Raw genomic sequence first — 15,962 nt, 5'->3', positions numbered from 1 at the left:
TGTTACTGAAAGATATTGAATTGGGTATCAATAAAATCATCTGGATGTAAAACCACTTGCTCATTTCTATACATCTCTTGCGCTTTCAAAAGTGCACTTTGCTCATCTTCTGCGACAACATCCACGATAGTGCTTAATGTTTCGACAATTTCAACTTGAAAGGTTTGTGCTGCCTTTTTATCTTTTCTTATTATATTCACACTCGATTCTCATATATCACTTCAGTCATTTATAGCAAGTAGATTAGCAAAAGCCCTCGAAAGAAGTGATCGTCTTTTGTTACGTGGTCTTGTGTCTTAAAGCAAATCGATCAATGCTGCTTATCTAATAAGGAGATAAGCCAATGTACGAAGTTTATGAAGATGAAAGTATCCCGCTACAAATCCGTCGTTTGATGGTTTTTGATGAAATCTGTAAATTAGCGAAGAAAGAACCTGATGAAATTATTCATTTATCAAAATTTACTCAGTTATCACTTGGAGTTATGTATCTAAAGGATTTTAAGAAATTTATAGCCTTTGGTGGTGTGTTTGAGTATGCACAAACACCCGAAGAAGTTATTGAGCAACGTATTCGCATTTTTCCTAACGACGAGCCAGTAAAGTGCGCGCTGACTGTTAATCTAAAGCAGTTTACTCGCCCAGCTAGTACACCTATACAATTAGTGTGGTATTGGAATAAATATGTAAAGAATAGAATGCATGCTTATGTTGACTATCGTGAAGAAGTTTTTTTTCGGATAAATGATGAAATTGATTCGGATTACCCACCGCATAAGTTTCATGACCGTCTAGTTGCGACAGCTCGTCTGCCACTATGGGATGATAGAGATGAGTTAATTGCAGATGTATACCGTGACAATCAAGGCGAACCTAGACCTGAACGTTATAATGAAAGGCGTTTGATATAATTTAATGAAAAGCGTTTGAAATAATTACTATGTTATACGAAGCTCATAATTAAGTTACTACTTATAATTATAGCTGCTAATAAATTTTAGCGGCTGTAATATTATGATCTTGATACTGTGTTTATATGACGTATCAGCCTTCTTACATAAATCACCACTCGCCTTTGAGGCTCCGTCAATCGAAGTTAATGCACTGGTACTTTCGCAAGAAGTCTATTGAGTGATGCATATCTCCAATAACGTTCTTCATAATTGATCGTCTTTTGTTAATGAGTATTGCGTACTGATGTTAATCGATCAATGATTGCATTCTATCCAATACTATTTAACAGGGGATAATAAATGCGTACTACATATGAAGATCAACGAATTCCACTACAAGTTCGTAGATTGATGATATTTAATAAAGTTTGCTGTGCAGCGAAAAGAAACCCTGATGAAATAATTCACTTACCTTGTTATTCACAGATAGCATTTAGTATTGTTTATTCTAAGAAAGATAAAAAATACACAGCATTTGGGAGTGTGTTTAAGTATGCGCATACCCGTCAAGAAGTCATTGAACAAGGTTTAGATAAGCAGTTTCATGAAGATACTGTGATGTGTGCAATCACAATCGAAAGACAAGCCTTTATTAAAGCTTCTCGCACTCCGTTAGGGCTGTTAATCAGCTGGAATAAACAGGTAAAAAATCGAGCTTATACCTGTCTCGATGGCAATGTGAAACACTTTTTCAAAGTAAATGATGAGCTTGAGCTAGATTACCCTCCTCATAAGTTTTACGGTCGTTTGGTTGCTGCCAAAGGTTTACCATTATGGGATGATAAGTGTTCTTAGTATAGCTTTCGATAATGACCACGGCTTACAAATTCAATGATGCCTTTATCTCGTAATACTTGTAATTGTTGGCGAATTTTATCTTTTACGTGCTTGTTTTCAGGATGTTTGAGCTGCAACTCATCAGCAAAAGCATAAACTTGATTGAGAGAAAAACTGTCATCGAGTCGGTCGATACATTGCCAGACATCGAGTGTCCAACCGCGTGAAGCCATAGATTGCTTGCGTAAAAACAAAGTCTTTTGGAACTGTTGAGTGACATTTTCACGCGGTATAACTTGTTGGTCTTTGACCAAAAATACTTTGCCTGATTCGGGTACGTGGCGTAAGTCAATATTGCAACCAACCCAACCTGCTCGTTTGGCAGTAACTGATAAGGGTTTACGCTTAACAATAATATCGGGTGTAAAGAAATGCTTAGGAATAATCAGAAAATTATTGACGGTGTATTCTTTTGAGTAGGTTAAAAAGAAAAAGCTGGGATTGTTCTTACTATTGATACGCTCAATCATCGTCTTATAAGCGCCATCATTGACAATATTGCTTAACTTGGCTTTTTTACTTTTTAGCTCATATTGCTCATTACAATTTTCGCAATAAAAATCAGCGGCAGGTTTGTTATTAGCAAACTCAGCAAGCGATTGGGCGCTACAATTGGTGCAGTAACTATTTTCTTTTACCCATGCTTCGCTGAGTACACGAACTTTTTGAGGTTCAGAGTGATAGTTTTTAGCAAGACTTTGGTTAAAATGTAGGTTCATAAGATATTTTCATTATTAATAGATAAGCTGAGAATACTGAAAAAAACGCTTAAGTATTAAGCCATATAAACGGCTATCAATAGCAAGATAATTCATAAGCTAAGCAAATACCATTGAAAATCGCACGGTTCAGTGCTAAATTCTAGCAAACATCTGCCTCGCGAGTTGCCATGAGCAAGCCTACACCCAATATACCACCTGAACGTCCCAATGAGTCGCCGTCAAACAAGCAAGATGGCACAGTCGAGGAGCGTGTCGATACCACGCTGCCGGACGCGCAACCAGTGGTAGATGAGGTGGAAGACACATCAGCAACGCCAGCAACCAATGTCTCGCTCATCAGTGGTAACAGTAAACCGCGTCAATATAAAGTCAATAACCCATCTTTTTTTATGCAACGTGGCTATCAAGTGCTGCTAGTGCTAGGGCTTATTGCTGCATTTTTCTTGGTCATGGTTTATCAGACGTTGTTTGGTCGTATCGAGCAGCCGCAGCAAATGGTCACGATTGAACCAGGTCAGACGTATTATGGTCTATTACCGCAGTGGCAGCAGCAGATTCCGCTGTTTTCGGCAGGCGTGGCCAAGCTGTATATCAAATCGCAAGTCGATGCGCCGTTGCATGCTGGTACGTATCAATTACCTGAAAACCCGACTATCGCTGAGGCGTTACAGATACTAGGTCAAGGCGCAAAAGCGGCCATGGTCAAGGTACAGATTATCGAAGGTAAGACATCTAAAGACCTTTACCAAGCGCTGCGCGATAATGACAAAATCGAAAAAGAAGTACTGACTGCAGATAGTGACAATGCGAGTATTGCCCAAGCACTAGATTTGACGGGTGTATTGCCAGATAGTGTGGCTAATAGTAGTGACCCGATTGTTAACTATAATCTTGAAGGTTGGTTCGCGCCTGATACCTATTATTATGGTGAAGGAACCAGCGATAAAAAAGTATTGACTGACTTGTATAAGCGTCAGCAGCAGGTACTGACTGATGCGTGGGAAAATCGTGCGCCGAATCTGCCTTATAAGAGTCCTTACGAAGCGTTAGTGATGGCGTCTATTATTGAAAAAGAGACCAGCGTTGCTGATGAGCGTCCTTTAGTCTCTGCCGTATTTAGAAATCGCTTGAATAAAAACATGCGTATGCAGACGGACCCGACTATTATCTATGGTATGGGCAGTCGCTATGATGGCAATATTCGCCGCAAAGACATCAATGAAAAAACGTCTTACAACACCTACCAAATTGATGGTTTACCGCCAACGCCAATTGCGCTACCATCAGCGGCCTCTATCGAAGCGACCTTACATCCTGCCGATAGTGAGGCCTTGTATTTTGTGGCAACGGGCAATGGCGGGCACAAATTTACCAATAGCTTGGCTGAGCACAATCAAGCGGTAAAAGACTATCTCAGTGTCATGCGTGAGAAAAAATCTCAAACGCCGCCGCAGTAATATTCCTTCTTAATCTTCTTAAAAAACTTATCGTTTATTGAGCGCTACAAAGTAGAGGTAGCGCTCATCAATGACATAAGGTCATATCATGTCAGTATCTATGCATACCAGCGCAACACCGTCACATACCAATACACCATCATCGAATCTACCTGAAGCAAGTGCTTCGAATACGGAGATGGCACCTACTTTAGGCCGCTTTGTTAGTTTTGAAGGGACCGAAGGCGTAGGAAAAACTACCGCGATTGAACAGCTGTGTTTGCGCTTAGAAGCTAATGGCATTCCATATCTGCGTACTCGTGAGCCGGGTGGCAGCCCATTTGCTGAGCAATTGCGTGACATATTATTGGACCCAGCGACGGATATCGAAGACGATACTGAGCTGCTACTATTGTTTGCGGCGCGCTGTGATCATATGCAGCAATTCATTTTACCAGCGCTCCAAAATGGTACTTGGGTGATATGTGATAGGTTTACCGATTCTACCATCGCGTATCAGGGCTTTGGACGTGCGTATGGCGATGAGTTGGTACGCGGCAAAATCGATATGCTTATCAAACAATTTGTGACGCAGCTTCCTGAGCTGACACTGTGGCTAGATTTACCAGTAGCAGAAGGTATGAAACGTGCCAATAAGCGCAGTGCGGCAGATCGTTTTGAGCAGCAGGCTACCGAGTTTTTTACTTGGGTGCATACTGGTTTTAGTCAGCTTGCGAGCGAATACCCTGAGCGCATACAGCGTATTGATGCATCGGGCAGTACGGATGATGTGAGTGCGCGTATATGGCAGACAGTTATGGACAGATTCGATATCAAGTAATTAAATTTTGCCAAATAGATTTATAATGCAGTTAAATGTATCGATATTTAGTCAGTCAGTTAGTTAGCACCAATAAAAAAGCCCCAGCATATTGCTGGGGCTTTTTATTAAGGTAAATCTTTCATCTTTAAGTCAATAAAGCAAATAACTATGCACGTTATTTATCATCTATTTTATCTACTTTTACACCATCAGTAGTAGCGATAGAGGCGTCGCTATCTTGAGCAGAGTCAGGTAGACGATTTGGGTCAAGCGCCCCTTTTTTGTTTTTAGGCGCACTACCATTGCCATTACTGTTCGTAGAGGTTTTGGTCTTCGAAGTCGCTGTCGAATTTGCAGACATGACACCTTTATTATCCCCATTAGTAGCAGATGTTTTTGGCTCTTCTACTGGCTCACTTTTCTCTACGGTAGTACTAGAAGGTGACTTAGTTTCAATGCTACTGCTTTGGTTAGTTGATGACTGATTAGCAGTGTTTTGCTCATCGCTTTTGTCACTATCTACCGAAGGCTCTGGCGCTGCTGTTTGACTATCGTCAGGGTTAGGCTCCTGCTCTTTGCGCTTTTCAGGTGCTTTTGAGTTGGATTCAAAGTTAGCATCAGCTGCCATGCGAGCCTGCTCTTGCTTAGGCGTTACATCGACTGGCTTCGGCTGTACTTCATCGTCTACCACTAGCGATATAAGCTTACGGTCACGAGGGACAGTACCGTCAAACTTATCGGTGATGACGTGCAGTTTGCCTTCTTTATCGACGGTATATAGCGGTACGAATTGTTTATTATCCGCTTTATACTGCTCAAAGCTATAGCTATCCGTGATGTTAGTAATCTTAATTCGAGCTTTTTTGGACAGCATACTGGCAAGCTTAGTATAGGTCACATCTTTGCCAAACAACCACTGTGAGTGGAAGTTCGATTGCTTATCATCACGCTCGCTTTTAACCTTTTCGTCACTGAATTTAAGTCGGTATAGCTTACGCTCACCAAATTCATGACGATAGTGAATCTCGGATAACGTATTCATTTCTTTGTCCATACTCATCGCAAACAGACGACCAATACCGATTAGATCTAGATGATGATCTGCGTGATCAGAGATGGGGTTACCGAAGTAAGTACGCAGACCGCTCATGCGTGCGCGTGCAATATTGGTGTAGTTATTGTGGGCAACGATGACGTCGAAGCCTTGGTCTTTGAGAGAGGTAGCAATCAATAACGCAATTGGGTTTGAGCCAACGATAAGGATACCGTTGGTCTCAGGCTCACGTACGCCTAGTAGATTACCGACGACTTTTGCACCCAAGCCCTGAATCATGACCGTACCAATGATGACCATAAATACTAGAGGTACAAGTAGCTCTACGCCCTGAATATCATACTCTTGCAAACGAATCGCAAACAGGGATGAAATAGCAGCAGCAACGATACCACGTGGCCCAATCCAACTAATCATCAGCTTTTCATTGGTCTTAAGGTTAGAGCCGATAGCGGATGCCCAGACTGATAGTGGGCGTGCGACAAACATCACGATAGCGAGCAGCACTAGCCCTGCAAAACCAACGCTGAGCAAACTTGCCAACTCTACACGCGCCGCCAGAATGATGAACAGCACTGAAATCAGCAAAATGGTCAACGATTCATTGAACTCTAAAATCGTCTCACGTGGGAATTTTGGCCAGTTTGCCAATGCCACGCCCAATACGGTGACGGTCAATAGACCAGATTCATGCTCTAGATGATTCGATATCGAAAATAACACCAGTACAAATGCTAGAGTAAAGACATTACGCAAAAACTCAGGAATCATATGACGACGCATGAGGAACGCAAGTAGCCAAGCACCTGCCATACCCATTGCCGTTGCCAATACGACAATCTTAGCAAACAGTAGAATACTACTGGCTTCGCCGCCTGAGATAATGTACTCATAGACCAATACCACAGCGATAGCGCCGATTGGGTCAATGATAATACCTTCCCATTTCAAGATATTGGAAATGGTTTTGTTAGGGCGTACACTACGCAGCAGCGGCATAATGACCGTTGGACCAGTCACACAGACCAGTGCACCGAAGAGTAGAGCAATCAATGGATCGACATCAAATAGTAAATAAGTCGATAGGGCCACGATAGCAATCGTAATCAGTACACCGACCGATACCAGCATCTGTACCACGGTACCGTGTTGCTTAATCTCATCGAACTCTAGCGTTAGCGAGCCCTCAAATAGGATAATCGCTACGCCCAAAGAGATGAAAGGAAACATCAGCTCGCCTAATACCAGATCTGGGTCAAATACACCCAGCACTGGGCCGACGATAATACCAATCAGTAATAAAAATAAAATGGATGGTTGCTTTAAATACCAAGCCAACCATTGGGCGGCAATGCCAATCCCAACCACGCCGGATAGCAAAAGGGCGGTATCCATAAATTAATCCTTTTATAATCTTGTCATATTTTATATCTATCAATAGCTGTTATAAGATAGTCGCTACCGTTTATTTAACAATAAGTTGTTATCCGTTTTTGTTGTAGCTAGGCCATCGCACTGATAGCCATCATGAATCACAACATAAGCTAGATATGATATAACTACTATAAAGTAGCAAAGACAAAAGCGCTTCTAGATAAATCACAATACGCTAGAAATGCAAAAGATGGAAAACAAGAGTGATGATAGCCAGTTTATAAACCTGCAATAAACAGTCTTATATACAAGCTAACTTTTGTTTGTTTAGTAAAATATTTGGTTTGACATCATACCATGATTTTATTTCAAGCTGATGTAAGCCGTACCTGCTAAAAAGCTATGTCACGGCCATAAAAGTATACGAAGACCGTATGAAATAACGCTGTCTTGGGTTATCCTGCACTATGCAAAAAGCATCAGCACAATACTTTAAGTTTTTATTTATCATACAATAGCTGCGTGGGGCATGCACGTCGCGCGCACAGGATAATAGTGTTGGCGCTATGAAATGTCATATACTGATAGCTGACATGGTTTATTTTTATAAGACACTATTAACCATCTTCTAAAGAAAAGCACTCTATAAATATTCAAGTAATGAGTAGGGATAAAAATAAGCGTAAAGTAATTGCTAAATAGCTATGACAATAAGTTCGAATAAAAGTGCTGCGTAGTATCAAGAGATAAGTGAGTATAATTTCACCAAATAGTAACGAATAGGGGTATGCCGCTTGGTGTAGTCGCTATCGCTGACAATCATAACGTGGCTGTTAATAACAGCGATTACTCATATGGAGGACACAAAATGCCTATCAATATGTTCAAAGGACAGACCACTGCCAATATGCAGCGCTGGTTACAGCGTAGTGCGCTGGCACTCGCTGTTAGTACCGCGATGTTCGCTAGTATTAATGTCACGACGATAAACAGTGCTCAGGCTGCAGTCACTACGGCTGATTTCTCTGGTTTGGTGCAACAAGTCACGCCAGCAGTAGCACGCGTCAATGTCACCAAAACGATTAGTGAAGCCGAGCTTGCTAAGGCTCAGACTGCTGAAGTGTTGCGTCAGTTCTTTGGTGATCGTCTACGTATTCCTGATCGAGTCGCGACGCCAGCGATTGAACATGCTTATGGTACGGCCTTTTTTATTACCTCCAATGGATATATGCTGACCAATCATCATGTCATCGCAGGGGCGGACAAAATCACTGTGACGCTCAATGATAGAACCGAGCTTGATGCAACTTTAGTTGGTAGTGACGAGCGCTCAGATGTGGCCGTGCTGAAAGTTGAGGGAAATCAATTTCCAGCCCTGCCTATTGGCGACTCCAGTGGTTTAAAAGTAGGGGAGCCAGTATTAGCAATCGGTTCGCCATTTGGTTTTGACTACTCAGCCTCTGCTGGTATTGTCAGTGCCAAGTCGCGTAGCTTCTCGCGTGAGACGAGCGTGCCATTTATTCAAACGGATGTAGCACTAAACCCTGGTAATTCTGGCGGACCACTATTTAACCAACGCGGTGAAGTGATTGGAATCAATTCGCGCATTTTTAGTGGTACTGGCGGTTATATGGGTCTGTCATTCTCTATCCCTATTGACGCTGCCATGGACATTTATGAGCAGCTAAAAAACGACGGTGAAGTGGCGCGTGCATATCTAGGAATTTATCCACAAGATATCGATCGCAATCTGGCCGAGGCTTATAATTTAGAGCGCCCTCAAGGTGCCTTACTGACTCGTGTATCACCAGATTCACCAGCACAAAAATCAGGCCTAAAACCTGGTGACATCATTTTGCAATACAATGACGTACAAATCATGGAGGCATCCGATTTGCTGAACTTGCTCAATCGAGCGCGTCCAAGCGACTCCTTCCGTGCACGGATTCAGCGTAACGGTAAGCAGATGGTGATTAACGGTAAGCTCGCTTATGCGCCTAATGATGTAAGAGCACAGAGCGGTGATGAGCAAAATGATGATGTACAGTTGGGCTTGCGTTTACGCGATTTGACGGCAGATGAACAAGCAGAAATCGCAGTCGATAATAAAACGGGCATATTGGTTACCACAGTGGATCCTACTGGACTAGCCGCGCGCTCAGGTATTCTGGCAGGTGATGTCATTACCAACTTTCATCAAAAGCCGATTAAAACAGTGGCAGACTTTTCAGGTGCTATCTCATCTCTTCCTAAAAAAGGCGTGGTCACTATAGAAGTTATACGCCAAGGCATTCCTGCTATTATTGGTCTGCGTATTGAGTAGGTGTCATGATTAAAGCGTGACTGTTAATGTTACTCATAATGTAACTCAGATTACGGTGCAGAGTATAAAGGCAGCGCACACGTCAATAATTGTGCTTGTCTATCATGGAGGTCGACCTCTATAATGTTTGGTTTTTTATCAAACAGCTAAGAGTAAGACCTCAACAGCAATCCATTCGTTAAATGAGTTATTGATCAATCAATAGGCTCTAAGGTGGGCCGAGTCGCTTAGTAGGCTCGTACCATTATACAACCGCTAGGTAATTATGACTGACCCCGCTCTACATACGCTTATTACAACGACGTCAGCAGCACTGCTAGCGTACATTGCACTGTGGTCAGGGCTACAAACGTTTAATGCCAATCCTACCAAGCGCTTTATGCGTATTTGGGTAAAACTCGCATTGTATTATGCCGCTTACACGATGCCTGCTTGGGCAGTATTGCTTATCATGGCTTGGTCACAGGACCTGATACCGATGTTAGCGCAGCTATCATTACCTGCCGTACTGATGGCAATATTGATGATGAGCTTATACTTTTTTACTGTCATTGTACAACCCAACCGCTTACGATTAGAGCATCATTCTATTGACTTAGATTTGTCTACACCGCTCAAAGTCGCCGTATTGGCAGATTTGCGTATAGGAATATACGGTGGTAAGCCGCGTCATATCCGCAAGCTAGTCTCTACTATTAATGCCTTGTCAGCAGACGCCGTACTGATTACGGGCGACTGGCTATACTATCCAAGTGCAGATTTAGTGGGTCAGTTAATGCTATTTAAAGGGGTGAATAAACCTGTTTATACGGTCATGAGCACCTCGGACTTGCGTTATCAATCTATGAATACGACCAAGCAAGGTCAGCCGCTACTAGAAGATACATTGGCCAGTACTTTTGATGTACTCGATATTAACTATATCGGTCAGCAATGTACGTCACTGCCACTCAAATGTGCAAGAACAACAAATGAGCAGTTAGTCGTCAATCAGTCGACTTATCGAACTAATAATCAAACTAATATTGAGCAAGAAAACTCGAATATAAATCCATTAGTAGCGGTGCTTTGTGGCTGGCAAGATGTACCCAAGCAATCTACAGATATTGAAACGTCAGAGGCGACTGATAAAGTAATGCTTGGATCGGAGATTGCCAATGCCACCAGTCCAGTGATTATCTTGGCATCACGATTTGATAGTATCAGTGATCTGCCAAAATCTTTACAGCCACGCCCTTTATTGATAACAGGCGCTGCAAAGGCTATTCAAAGAAATATCCTGCTTGCTCAAAAACAGAACGATATTCGACACAGTAGTGAACAGTCAGCATTGCTATATAACAGTCGTATGGGTAAGCAGCGCGGCCTATACCAACATGCAAGTGCACAGATATTTGTCAGTAGCGGCATCGGTACGAGAGGGTTGCCTTTTCGATTCTATCGACCTACTGTCGATGTGTTGTCGATTCGTTAATATTACATAAGAGATTTATCAGCGTACATTGATTGCGCTAAACTGCTCCTTTAATGATGTAACTATTTGTCTACAAGGTTTTAGGCCAAGTTCTATAAATTTAAGCGAAAAATAATACACGTTTTTTGGTACTAAAATTATGTGCTGACTGCCAATTGATTGATAGCGGTCAAATCAAAATATGCTACACTAACGAGCACTCTTATTATTATATTTCTGTCGGCTAGTAGGTACGCCTATTACTCTTGGTAAATTGCCATCACGATACTGATATCGTAAATATAATAATCTATGATACAAACGCTATTATAGTAAGTAGAGACGCAGCATTAATATCAAGTAAGTTACGCCATCAGCGTTTATCAACGCACACAAAACAATGGCCACTTGCAAACGACCTATCATGTGACAGCTTTAATAAAAGCTAGGATAATACAGTAAGGCACGGTTATGAGCACAGCATACGACGAGATCAAAACCCGACTACAAGGCTCAATGGTAGCCTTGGTAACGCCCATGCACTCTGACGGTAAGGTCGATTATAAACGTCTCGCAGATCTCATAGATTGGCAGATTGAGCAGGGCACACACTGCCTTGTAGCTGTTGGTACTACTGGCGAATCAGCGACCCTATCTATGCAAGAGCATAGCGATGTCATTCGCTATTTTGTCCAGCATGTCAAAGGTCGTGTACCGGTCATCGCAGGTACTGGTGCCAACAACACGATGGAAGCCATCAAGCTGACTCAGGATGCTGCCGATGCAGGCGCAGACTGTGCGTTGCTCGTTGCTCCTTACTACAATAAGCCGCCACAAGAAGGCTTGTTTCAGCATTATCAAGCCATTGCCAAAGCCGTAAATATACCGCAAATGCTGTATAACGTGCCTGGACGTACAGTGGTTGATATCGCTCAAGAAACGGTTGAGCGTTTGTGTGATATCGATAATATCGTTGCTATCAAAGATGCGACAGGATCTGTCGGTCGCGGTGAGCAATTGATAAAAGCCGTTGGTGACAGAATGGTTGTGTTATCTGGTGATGACGGTACTGCGCTTGATCTAATGAAAGTAGGCGGCAAAGGTAATATTTCAGTCACTGCTAACGTAGCGCCAAAAGCTATGAGCGAGACTTTTTCTGCGGGTTTACGTGGTGACTTTGAAGCGGCTGGTAAAATCCACGACGTAGTCAAGCATCTGCATCGTGACCTATTTATCGAATCAAGCCCTATCCCAGCGAAGTACGCCTTGCATAAAATGGGCATTATCGATAAAGGTATCCGTCTACCATTGGTTTGGCTCGCCGAGCAGCATCATGCGACTATCGATGAAGCATTGGTTCGAGCAAACATACGATAAATTGATATTTAGCCAATTGATATTCGGCGATTTAAGACTTGCTGCACATTAGATGAGTGCCATTCGAGCTAGCAGCAGGTCAACTTATCATGATAAGTCAATCGCCTACATGAGCAATAACTGCTAACTCAGAGAGACAACATGATGACAGTATCATCAAAGACGACAAAATTATTTCCAGCAATGCTGACCTTGGTTTTGGGTAGCACTTTGGTATTAAGCGGCTGTCAAGCGACCAAAAACCTGCTTGGTAAACGTGACAACGGCAGCTTAGATTATCAACAAAGCAAAAAGCTTGCACCGATAGAACTACCTGCTGCCCAAGAAACGGCACCCTTTGTACCTTTGTATTCAACACCTAATGCTGGGGCAAACACGCTCCAACTACAAAATGAGTCAGGCAATCAGTATCAGCTGCCAAAACCTCAGCGTGCTGTTAGCAACACTTCGAACTAAACTTACTCCCTTATCTATATCGCTGACTTTTGCGTTTTTTATTATAGCCGCAAATCATGTATCTTACATCAGTCAGCGGTAGCTGCGCGTTTTTACCACATAAGCTTGAACGAACAGGAACCCCTATAATGCAAAAGCAACAACTGCTGTATAAAGGTAAAGCCAAATCTGTCTATGAAACAGAAGACAATGATCTTCTGATTTTGCACTTCCGTGATGATACCTCAGCGCTTGATGGTAAGCGTATCGAACAATTAGCACGTAAAGGTGTGGTTAATAACCGCTTTAATGCTTTTATCATGCAAAAATTGTCTGACGCTGGTATCGAAACACATTTCGAGAAGCAATTATCTGATGACGAAGTGTTGGTTAAACGCTTGGACATGATCCCTGTAGAGTGTGTAGTGCGTAACTTTGCAGCTGGTAGTTTGGTGCGTCGTTTAGGTTTAGAAGAAGGTCAGGCATTGACGCCGCCAACTTATGAGCTGTTTTATAAAGACGATGCGCTAGGTGATCCGATGGTTAACGAATCACTTTCTGTATCTCTTGGCTGGGCGACCAAAGAGCAATTGGCTAAGATGGAAGAGCTAACCTATCAAGTCAACGATGTATTAAAGGCATTGTTTGATGCGGGTGATTTAATCTTAGTTGATTTTAAACTAGAGTTTGGCATATTCCATGACCGTATCGTGTTAGGTGACGAGTTCTCACCAGATGGCTGCCGTATCTGGGATAAGAATACCAAGAAAAAGCTGGATAAAGATCGTTTCCGCCAGTCACTAGGTGATGTGATTGAAGCTTATGAAGAAGTGGCTGACCGTATTGGTGTACCATTAAACTAAGTATCAGATACTTAGTATGCAATAAAAAACTGAGCCATGTGCTCAGTTTTTTTATGGCATTCTATAATGGTTGTACCCTAGTGAGGACTTGAATATTTGGCGGTAGGCTATTAGTAGCAATGGTTCCAGTTTTTGAAGCAACAGCAATGTACTTCGTTGTGTACATATAGTGAGCTTTTGCATCATTATTTTTATATGCTAAGTAGATGAAACATACTTTCAATGAGCTAGAGATAGTTATGAGTAAGGCAGAATTTAATGAGTTAGAAGCAATTAGAATCTTAGGCGAACTCAACTTTCTTTTCAAAGTTAATCATAATGTGCTAATTCCAGAGTTAGATAAACTAGAAAATATCGTGAAAAGCAAGAATTACGATAACTCTAATCTTGACTTTGGCTTTGCATTCAGACGAGTACAGGAAATAGGTATATATGACGAGGATATTGATGAACTGTTCAAAGAGTTAAATTTTATTATTTGTGTTAATTGAAATATAGGTAAATATTAAACTCTCAAGCTATAGTATTTATAAAATGATTCACCAGAGTTTATTGCCTAGAGCTTCCTCTTAATCGAACTAATTTATATTGAATCATGATCGATGCGCTATACAGGAGTCGAACATACTCTAAAAAAGGACTTTATGGTAAAAAATCATCAAAATACACAAGCTAATTGCAAGGTCATAAAATGAATAAAAGCGAGATAGATACTCTACTGTACAGTATTCCAGACAAAGTGGATTATACTGAAATACCAGACGAAATAGATTTAGAAGATGTACCCATAGAGCGTCTTAAGAAATTGATAGCACTACTAGAGGTCGATGATGAATCTCTTTTATTTGATGTCTCCAGATTATTAACATCTTGGGGTGTTAGAGAAGGATTCGATACTCTTAGAAGTCTTTTAATGAATAATCGTTTACAAGGAATGATCCAACATCGCTTGCACGGTTATGATGATACATATAAACATGTACTGGATAGCATTATCAGTTACTGGGCTAGCTTATCAGACTTAGGACAAGGGGCTAAAGCAAGACAAGAGATATTCGAACCCATATCCAAGATTATTAAAGATTCTAACTTACAATCATTTGAGATTAGTAGAGTATTTTATCTAATCCTTCGTGAAGGATTTTATGAATATATATCTCTATTGAAGGAGCATCTGGAAATTATTATTAAGAAACCTGAAGATAATTATTGGAAAATAAAAGATGCTCTTGATTTGTTTTTAAAGATTGATCCTGAATTTGTAAAAGTTGTTCTTAACAATAATTCAAAAACATTGGCTGATTTTGGGTTAAATGAAAACCTGTGAATATTGATTTAGCTCTTTAATAATCAATGAACACAATGTGTCTTTTTGGCTATACCCCAAGAGAACCATTTACTTAACCCTTCAAACCTATTAATAGACTACTTAAAACAGACTGCCATAATGGAACCGCTTATAACAGACTGCAATTCCTATCCATTTACCAACCAGTATCACCCTTTCAGCCATAGGCTTATCATTTAACTCGTATAAAAAATCAAACATAGCGCCAACACTGTACTCCATACCTTATCTTACTTTTATGCTAATTTGTTAGTACTTACTCATATCAATTAGACCATAAAAATAAGAAAAGGTTTCGCTAATGTCTATTGCTTCATCAACTGTTTTAGAGCCTGACTGGTTTACACGTCCGACCTGTGTGGTCGCTGCCGATTTGGTCGGTAAGGTGCTTTGTAGAAAGCTGATCGACAGCGACGAATCAGAAAAAGTTTTGCGAATGCGTATCTCAGAGACAGAAGCCTATATTGGTCAAAATGATCCTGCTTGCCATTCACATGCAGGTACTCGAACGGCGCGCACAGAGATTATGTATGAGCAAGGCGGTGTGTTCTATGTCTATTTGACATATGGTGTGCATCATATGCTAAATTTGATTAGCGGCTCTGTAGAGTCGCCTGAATCGGTATTGATCCGCGCTGGGTTTTTGACTGATGATAGTGACCGTCTGATCGAAGAGCAACAACTCAGTCCAGATAAGCAGTTTACTCATCCTAAGCAATTCGCAGGCCCTGGTAAATTGACCAAACGCTTGCAGATTGATCGCGATTTATATGGCAAATCTATCTCGCCGACATCAGAAGTTTGGATAGAAGAGGATGGTTGCCAACCACCCGTGTCAGTGCGTCCGCGTATCGGTATTGATTATGCCGGTGATGCCAAAGACTGGCTACTACGTTATATATGGACCGATCATCCTTCCTTATCTAAGAACTAGCAGATTGAGATTCAAAACTATTCTATGAGGT

At 41.5% G+C, this 15,962-nt stretch carries 15 protein-coding genes; 12 read left to right on the top strand and 3 right to left on the bottom strand.

All coding sequences use genetic code 11. The annotated features are described in order from the left end of the window. Positions 1-2 precede the first annotated feature (2 nt). Positions 3-200, bottom strand: coding sequence for a DpnD/PcfM family protein (locus ACQKCP_RS07655; protein ID WP_427611885.1), 198 nt, complete (start codon positions 198-200; stop codon positions 3-5). Positions 201-343: 143 nt separating this feature from the next. On the opposite strand from ACQKCP_RS07655, the gene ACQKCP_RS07650 reads away from it, so the two are divergent. Then, positions 344-910 (top strand): hypothetical protein, encoded by a 567-nt coding sequence (locus ACQKCP_RS07650; RefSeq protein ID WP_427611884.1) that lies wholly within the window; start codon positions 344-346, stop codon positions 908-910. A 342-nt stretch (positions 911-1,252) separates the two neighbouring features. Beyond that, entirely contained in the window at positions 1,253-1,747 is a 495-nt protein-coding gene (locus ACQKCP_RS07645) for a hypothetical protein (RefSeq protein ID WP_427611883.1), read from the top strand. Here the strand turns inward: ACQKCP_RS07645 and ACQKCP_RS07640 are convergent. Continuing rightward, on the bottom strand, positions 1,744-2,508 hold the full coding sequence (locus ACQKCP_RS07640; RefSeq protein ID WP_427611882.1) for a DpnI domain-containing protein: 765 nt from the start codon (positions 2,506-2,508) through the stop codon (positions 1,744-1,746). The genes ACQKCP_RS07645 and ACQKCP_RS07640 overlap by 4 nt on opposite strands. 170 nt (positions 2,509-2,678) lie before the next feature. Here ACQKCP_RS07640 and mltG point away from each other — a divergent pair, with 170 nt between their 5' ends. Both mltG and tmk read left to right on the top strand, forming a co-directional pair. Then, on the top strand, positions 2,679-3,968 hold the full coding sequence (gene mltG / locus ACQKCP_RS07635; protein WP_201573014.1) for an endolytic transglycosylase MltG: 1,290 nt from the start codon (positions 2,679-2,681) through the stop codon (positions 3,966-3,968). Between the two features lie 178 nt (positions 3,969-4,146). Then, positions 4,147-4,788 (top strand): dTMP kinase, encoded by a 642-nt coding sequence (tmk, locus tag ACQKCP_RS07630; protein ID WP_427612036.1) that lies wholly within the window; start codon positions 4,147-4,149, stop codon positions 4,786-4,788. Positions 4,789-4,945: 157 nt separating this feature from the next. Here the strand turns inward: tmk and ACQKCP_RS07625 are convergent, their stop codons facing one another. Then, complete coding sequence (locus tag ACQKCP_RS07625; protein ID WP_427611881.1) at positions 4,946-7,219, bottom strand: cation:proton antiporter; 2,274 nt, start codon at positions 7,217-7,219, stop codon at positions 4,946-4,948. Between the two features lie 937 nt (positions 7,220-8,156). On the opposite strand from ACQKCP_RS07625, the gene ACQKCP_RS07620 reads away from it, so the two are divergent. From ACQKCP_RS07620 to ACQKCP_RS07585, 8 genes are all read left to right on the top strand, one after another. Continuing rightward, positions 8,157-9,521: a Do family serine endopeptidase gene (locus tag ACQKCP_RS07620; protein ID WP_427612035.1), complete on the top strand. Its 1,365-nt coding sequence runs from the start codon at positions 8,157-8,159 to the stop codon at positions 9,519-9,521. Positions 9,522-9,786: 265 nt separating this feature from the next. Then, positions 9,787-10,995, top strand: a complete 1,209-nt coding sequence (locus ACQKCP_RS07615) for a hypothetical protein (protein ID WP_427611880.1) — start codon at positions 9,787-9,789, stop codon at positions 10,993-10,995. Between the two features lie 450 nt (positions 10,996-11,445). Next, positions 11,446-12,351 (top strand): 4-hydroxy-tetrahydrodipicolinate synthase, encoded by a 906-nt coding sequence (gene dapA / locus ACQKCP_RS07610; protein ID WP_427611879.1) that lies wholly within the window; start codon positions 11,446-11,448, stop codon positions 12,349-12,351. A 141-nt stretch (positions 12,352-12,492) separates the two neighbouring features. Then, positions 12,493-12,807 carry a hypothetical protein gene (locus tag ACQKCP_RS07605; protein WP_427611878.1) on the top strand — a complete coding sequence of 105 codons (315 nt, stop codon included), beginning with the start codon at positions 12,493-12,495 and terminating at the stop codon, positions 12,805-12,807. Positions 12,808-12,935: 128 nt separating this feature from the next. After that, entirely contained in the window at positions 12,936-13,649 is a 714-nt protein-coding gene (gene purC / locus ACQKCP_RS07600; protein WP_427611877.1) for a phosphoribosylaminoimidazolesuccinocarboxamide synthase, read from the top strand. A 239-nt stretch (positions 13,650-13,888) separates the two neighbouring features. After that, a complete protein-coding gene (locus tag ACQKCP_RS07595; RefSeq protein ID WP_427611876.1) occupies positions 13,889-14,140 on the top strand; it encodes a hypothetical protein in 252 nt (83 codons plus the stop codon). 200 nt (positions 14,141-14,340) lie between these two features. Beyond that, a complete protein-coding gene (locus tag ACQKCP_RS07590; protein ID WP_427611875.1) occupies positions 14,341-14,976 on the top strand; it encodes a hypothetical protein in 636 nt (211 codons plus the stop codon). 322 nt (positions 14,977-15,298) lie between these two features. After that, positions 15,299-15,931, top strand: coding sequence for a DNA-3-methyladenine glycosylase (locus ACQKCP_RS07585; protein ID WP_427611874.1), 633 nt, complete (start codon positions 15,299-15,301; stop codon positions 15,929-15,931). Positions 15,932-15,962 lie beyond the last annotated feature (31 nt).

Origin of the sequence: Psychrobacter sp. NPDC078631, assembly GCF_050268165.1 — a bacterium.
Lineage (GTDB): Bacteria > Pseudomonadota > Gammaproteobacteria > Pseudomonadales > Moraxellaceae > Psychrobacter.
Note: the sequence above shows the minus strand (reverse complement) of the source record. Positions and strands in the feature narration are given on the sequence as shown.

Coding starts and splice junctions, on each gene's coding strand:
- ACQKCP_RS07650 (WP_427611884.1), top strand. CDS start 344: ATGTACGAAGTTTATGAAGATGAAAGTATCCCGCTACAAATCCGTCGT.
- ACQKCP_RS07645 (WP_427611883.1), top strand. CDS start 1,253: ATGCGTACTACATATGAAGATCAACGAATTCCACTACAAGTTCGTAGA.
- ACQKCP_RS07640 (WP_427611882.1), bottom strand. CDS start 2,508: ATGAACCTACATTTTAACCAAAGTCTTGCTAAAAACTATCACTCTGAA.
- mltG (WP_201573014.1), top strand. CDS start 2,679: ATGAGCAAGCCTACACCCAATATACCACCTGAACGTCCCAATGAGTCG.
- tmk (WP_427612036.1), top strand. CDS start 4,147: ATGGCACCTACTTTAGGCCGCTTTGTTAGTTTTGAAGGGACCGAAGGC.
- ACQKCP_RS07625 (WP_427611881.1), bottom strand. CDS start 7,219: ATGGATACCGCCCTTTTGCTATCCGGCGTGGTTGGGATTGGCATTGCC.
- ACQKCP_RS07620 (WP_427612035.1), top strand. CDS start 8,157: ATGTTCGCTAGTATTAATGTCACGACGATAAACAGTGCTCAGGCTGCA.
- ACQKCP_RS07615 (WP_427611880.1), top strand. CDS start 9,787: ATGACTGACCCCGCTCTACATACGCTTATTACAACGACGTCAGCAGCA.
- dapA (WP_427611879.1), top strand. CDS start 11,446: ATGAGCACAGCATACGACGAGATCAAAACCCGACTACAAGGCTCAATG.
- ACQKCP_RS07605 (WP_427611878.1), top strand. CDS start 12,493: ATGATGACAGTATCATCAAAGACGACAAAATTATTTCCAGCAATGCTG.
- purC (WP_427611877.1), top strand. CDS start 12,936: ATGCAAAAGCAACAACTGCTGTATAAAGGTAAAGCCAAATCTGTCTAT.
- ACQKCP_RS07595 (WP_427611876.1), top strand. CDS start 13,889: ATGAGTAAGGCAGAATTTAATGAGTTAGAAGCAATTAGAATCTTAGGC.
- ACQKCP_RS07590 (WP_427611875.1), top strand. CDS start 14,341: ATGAATAAAAGCGAGATAGATACTCTACTGTACAGTATTCCAGACAAA.
- ACQKCP_RS07585 (WP_427611874.1), top strand. CDS start 15,299: ATGTCTATTGCTTCATCAACTGTTTTAGAGCCTGACTGGTTTACACGT.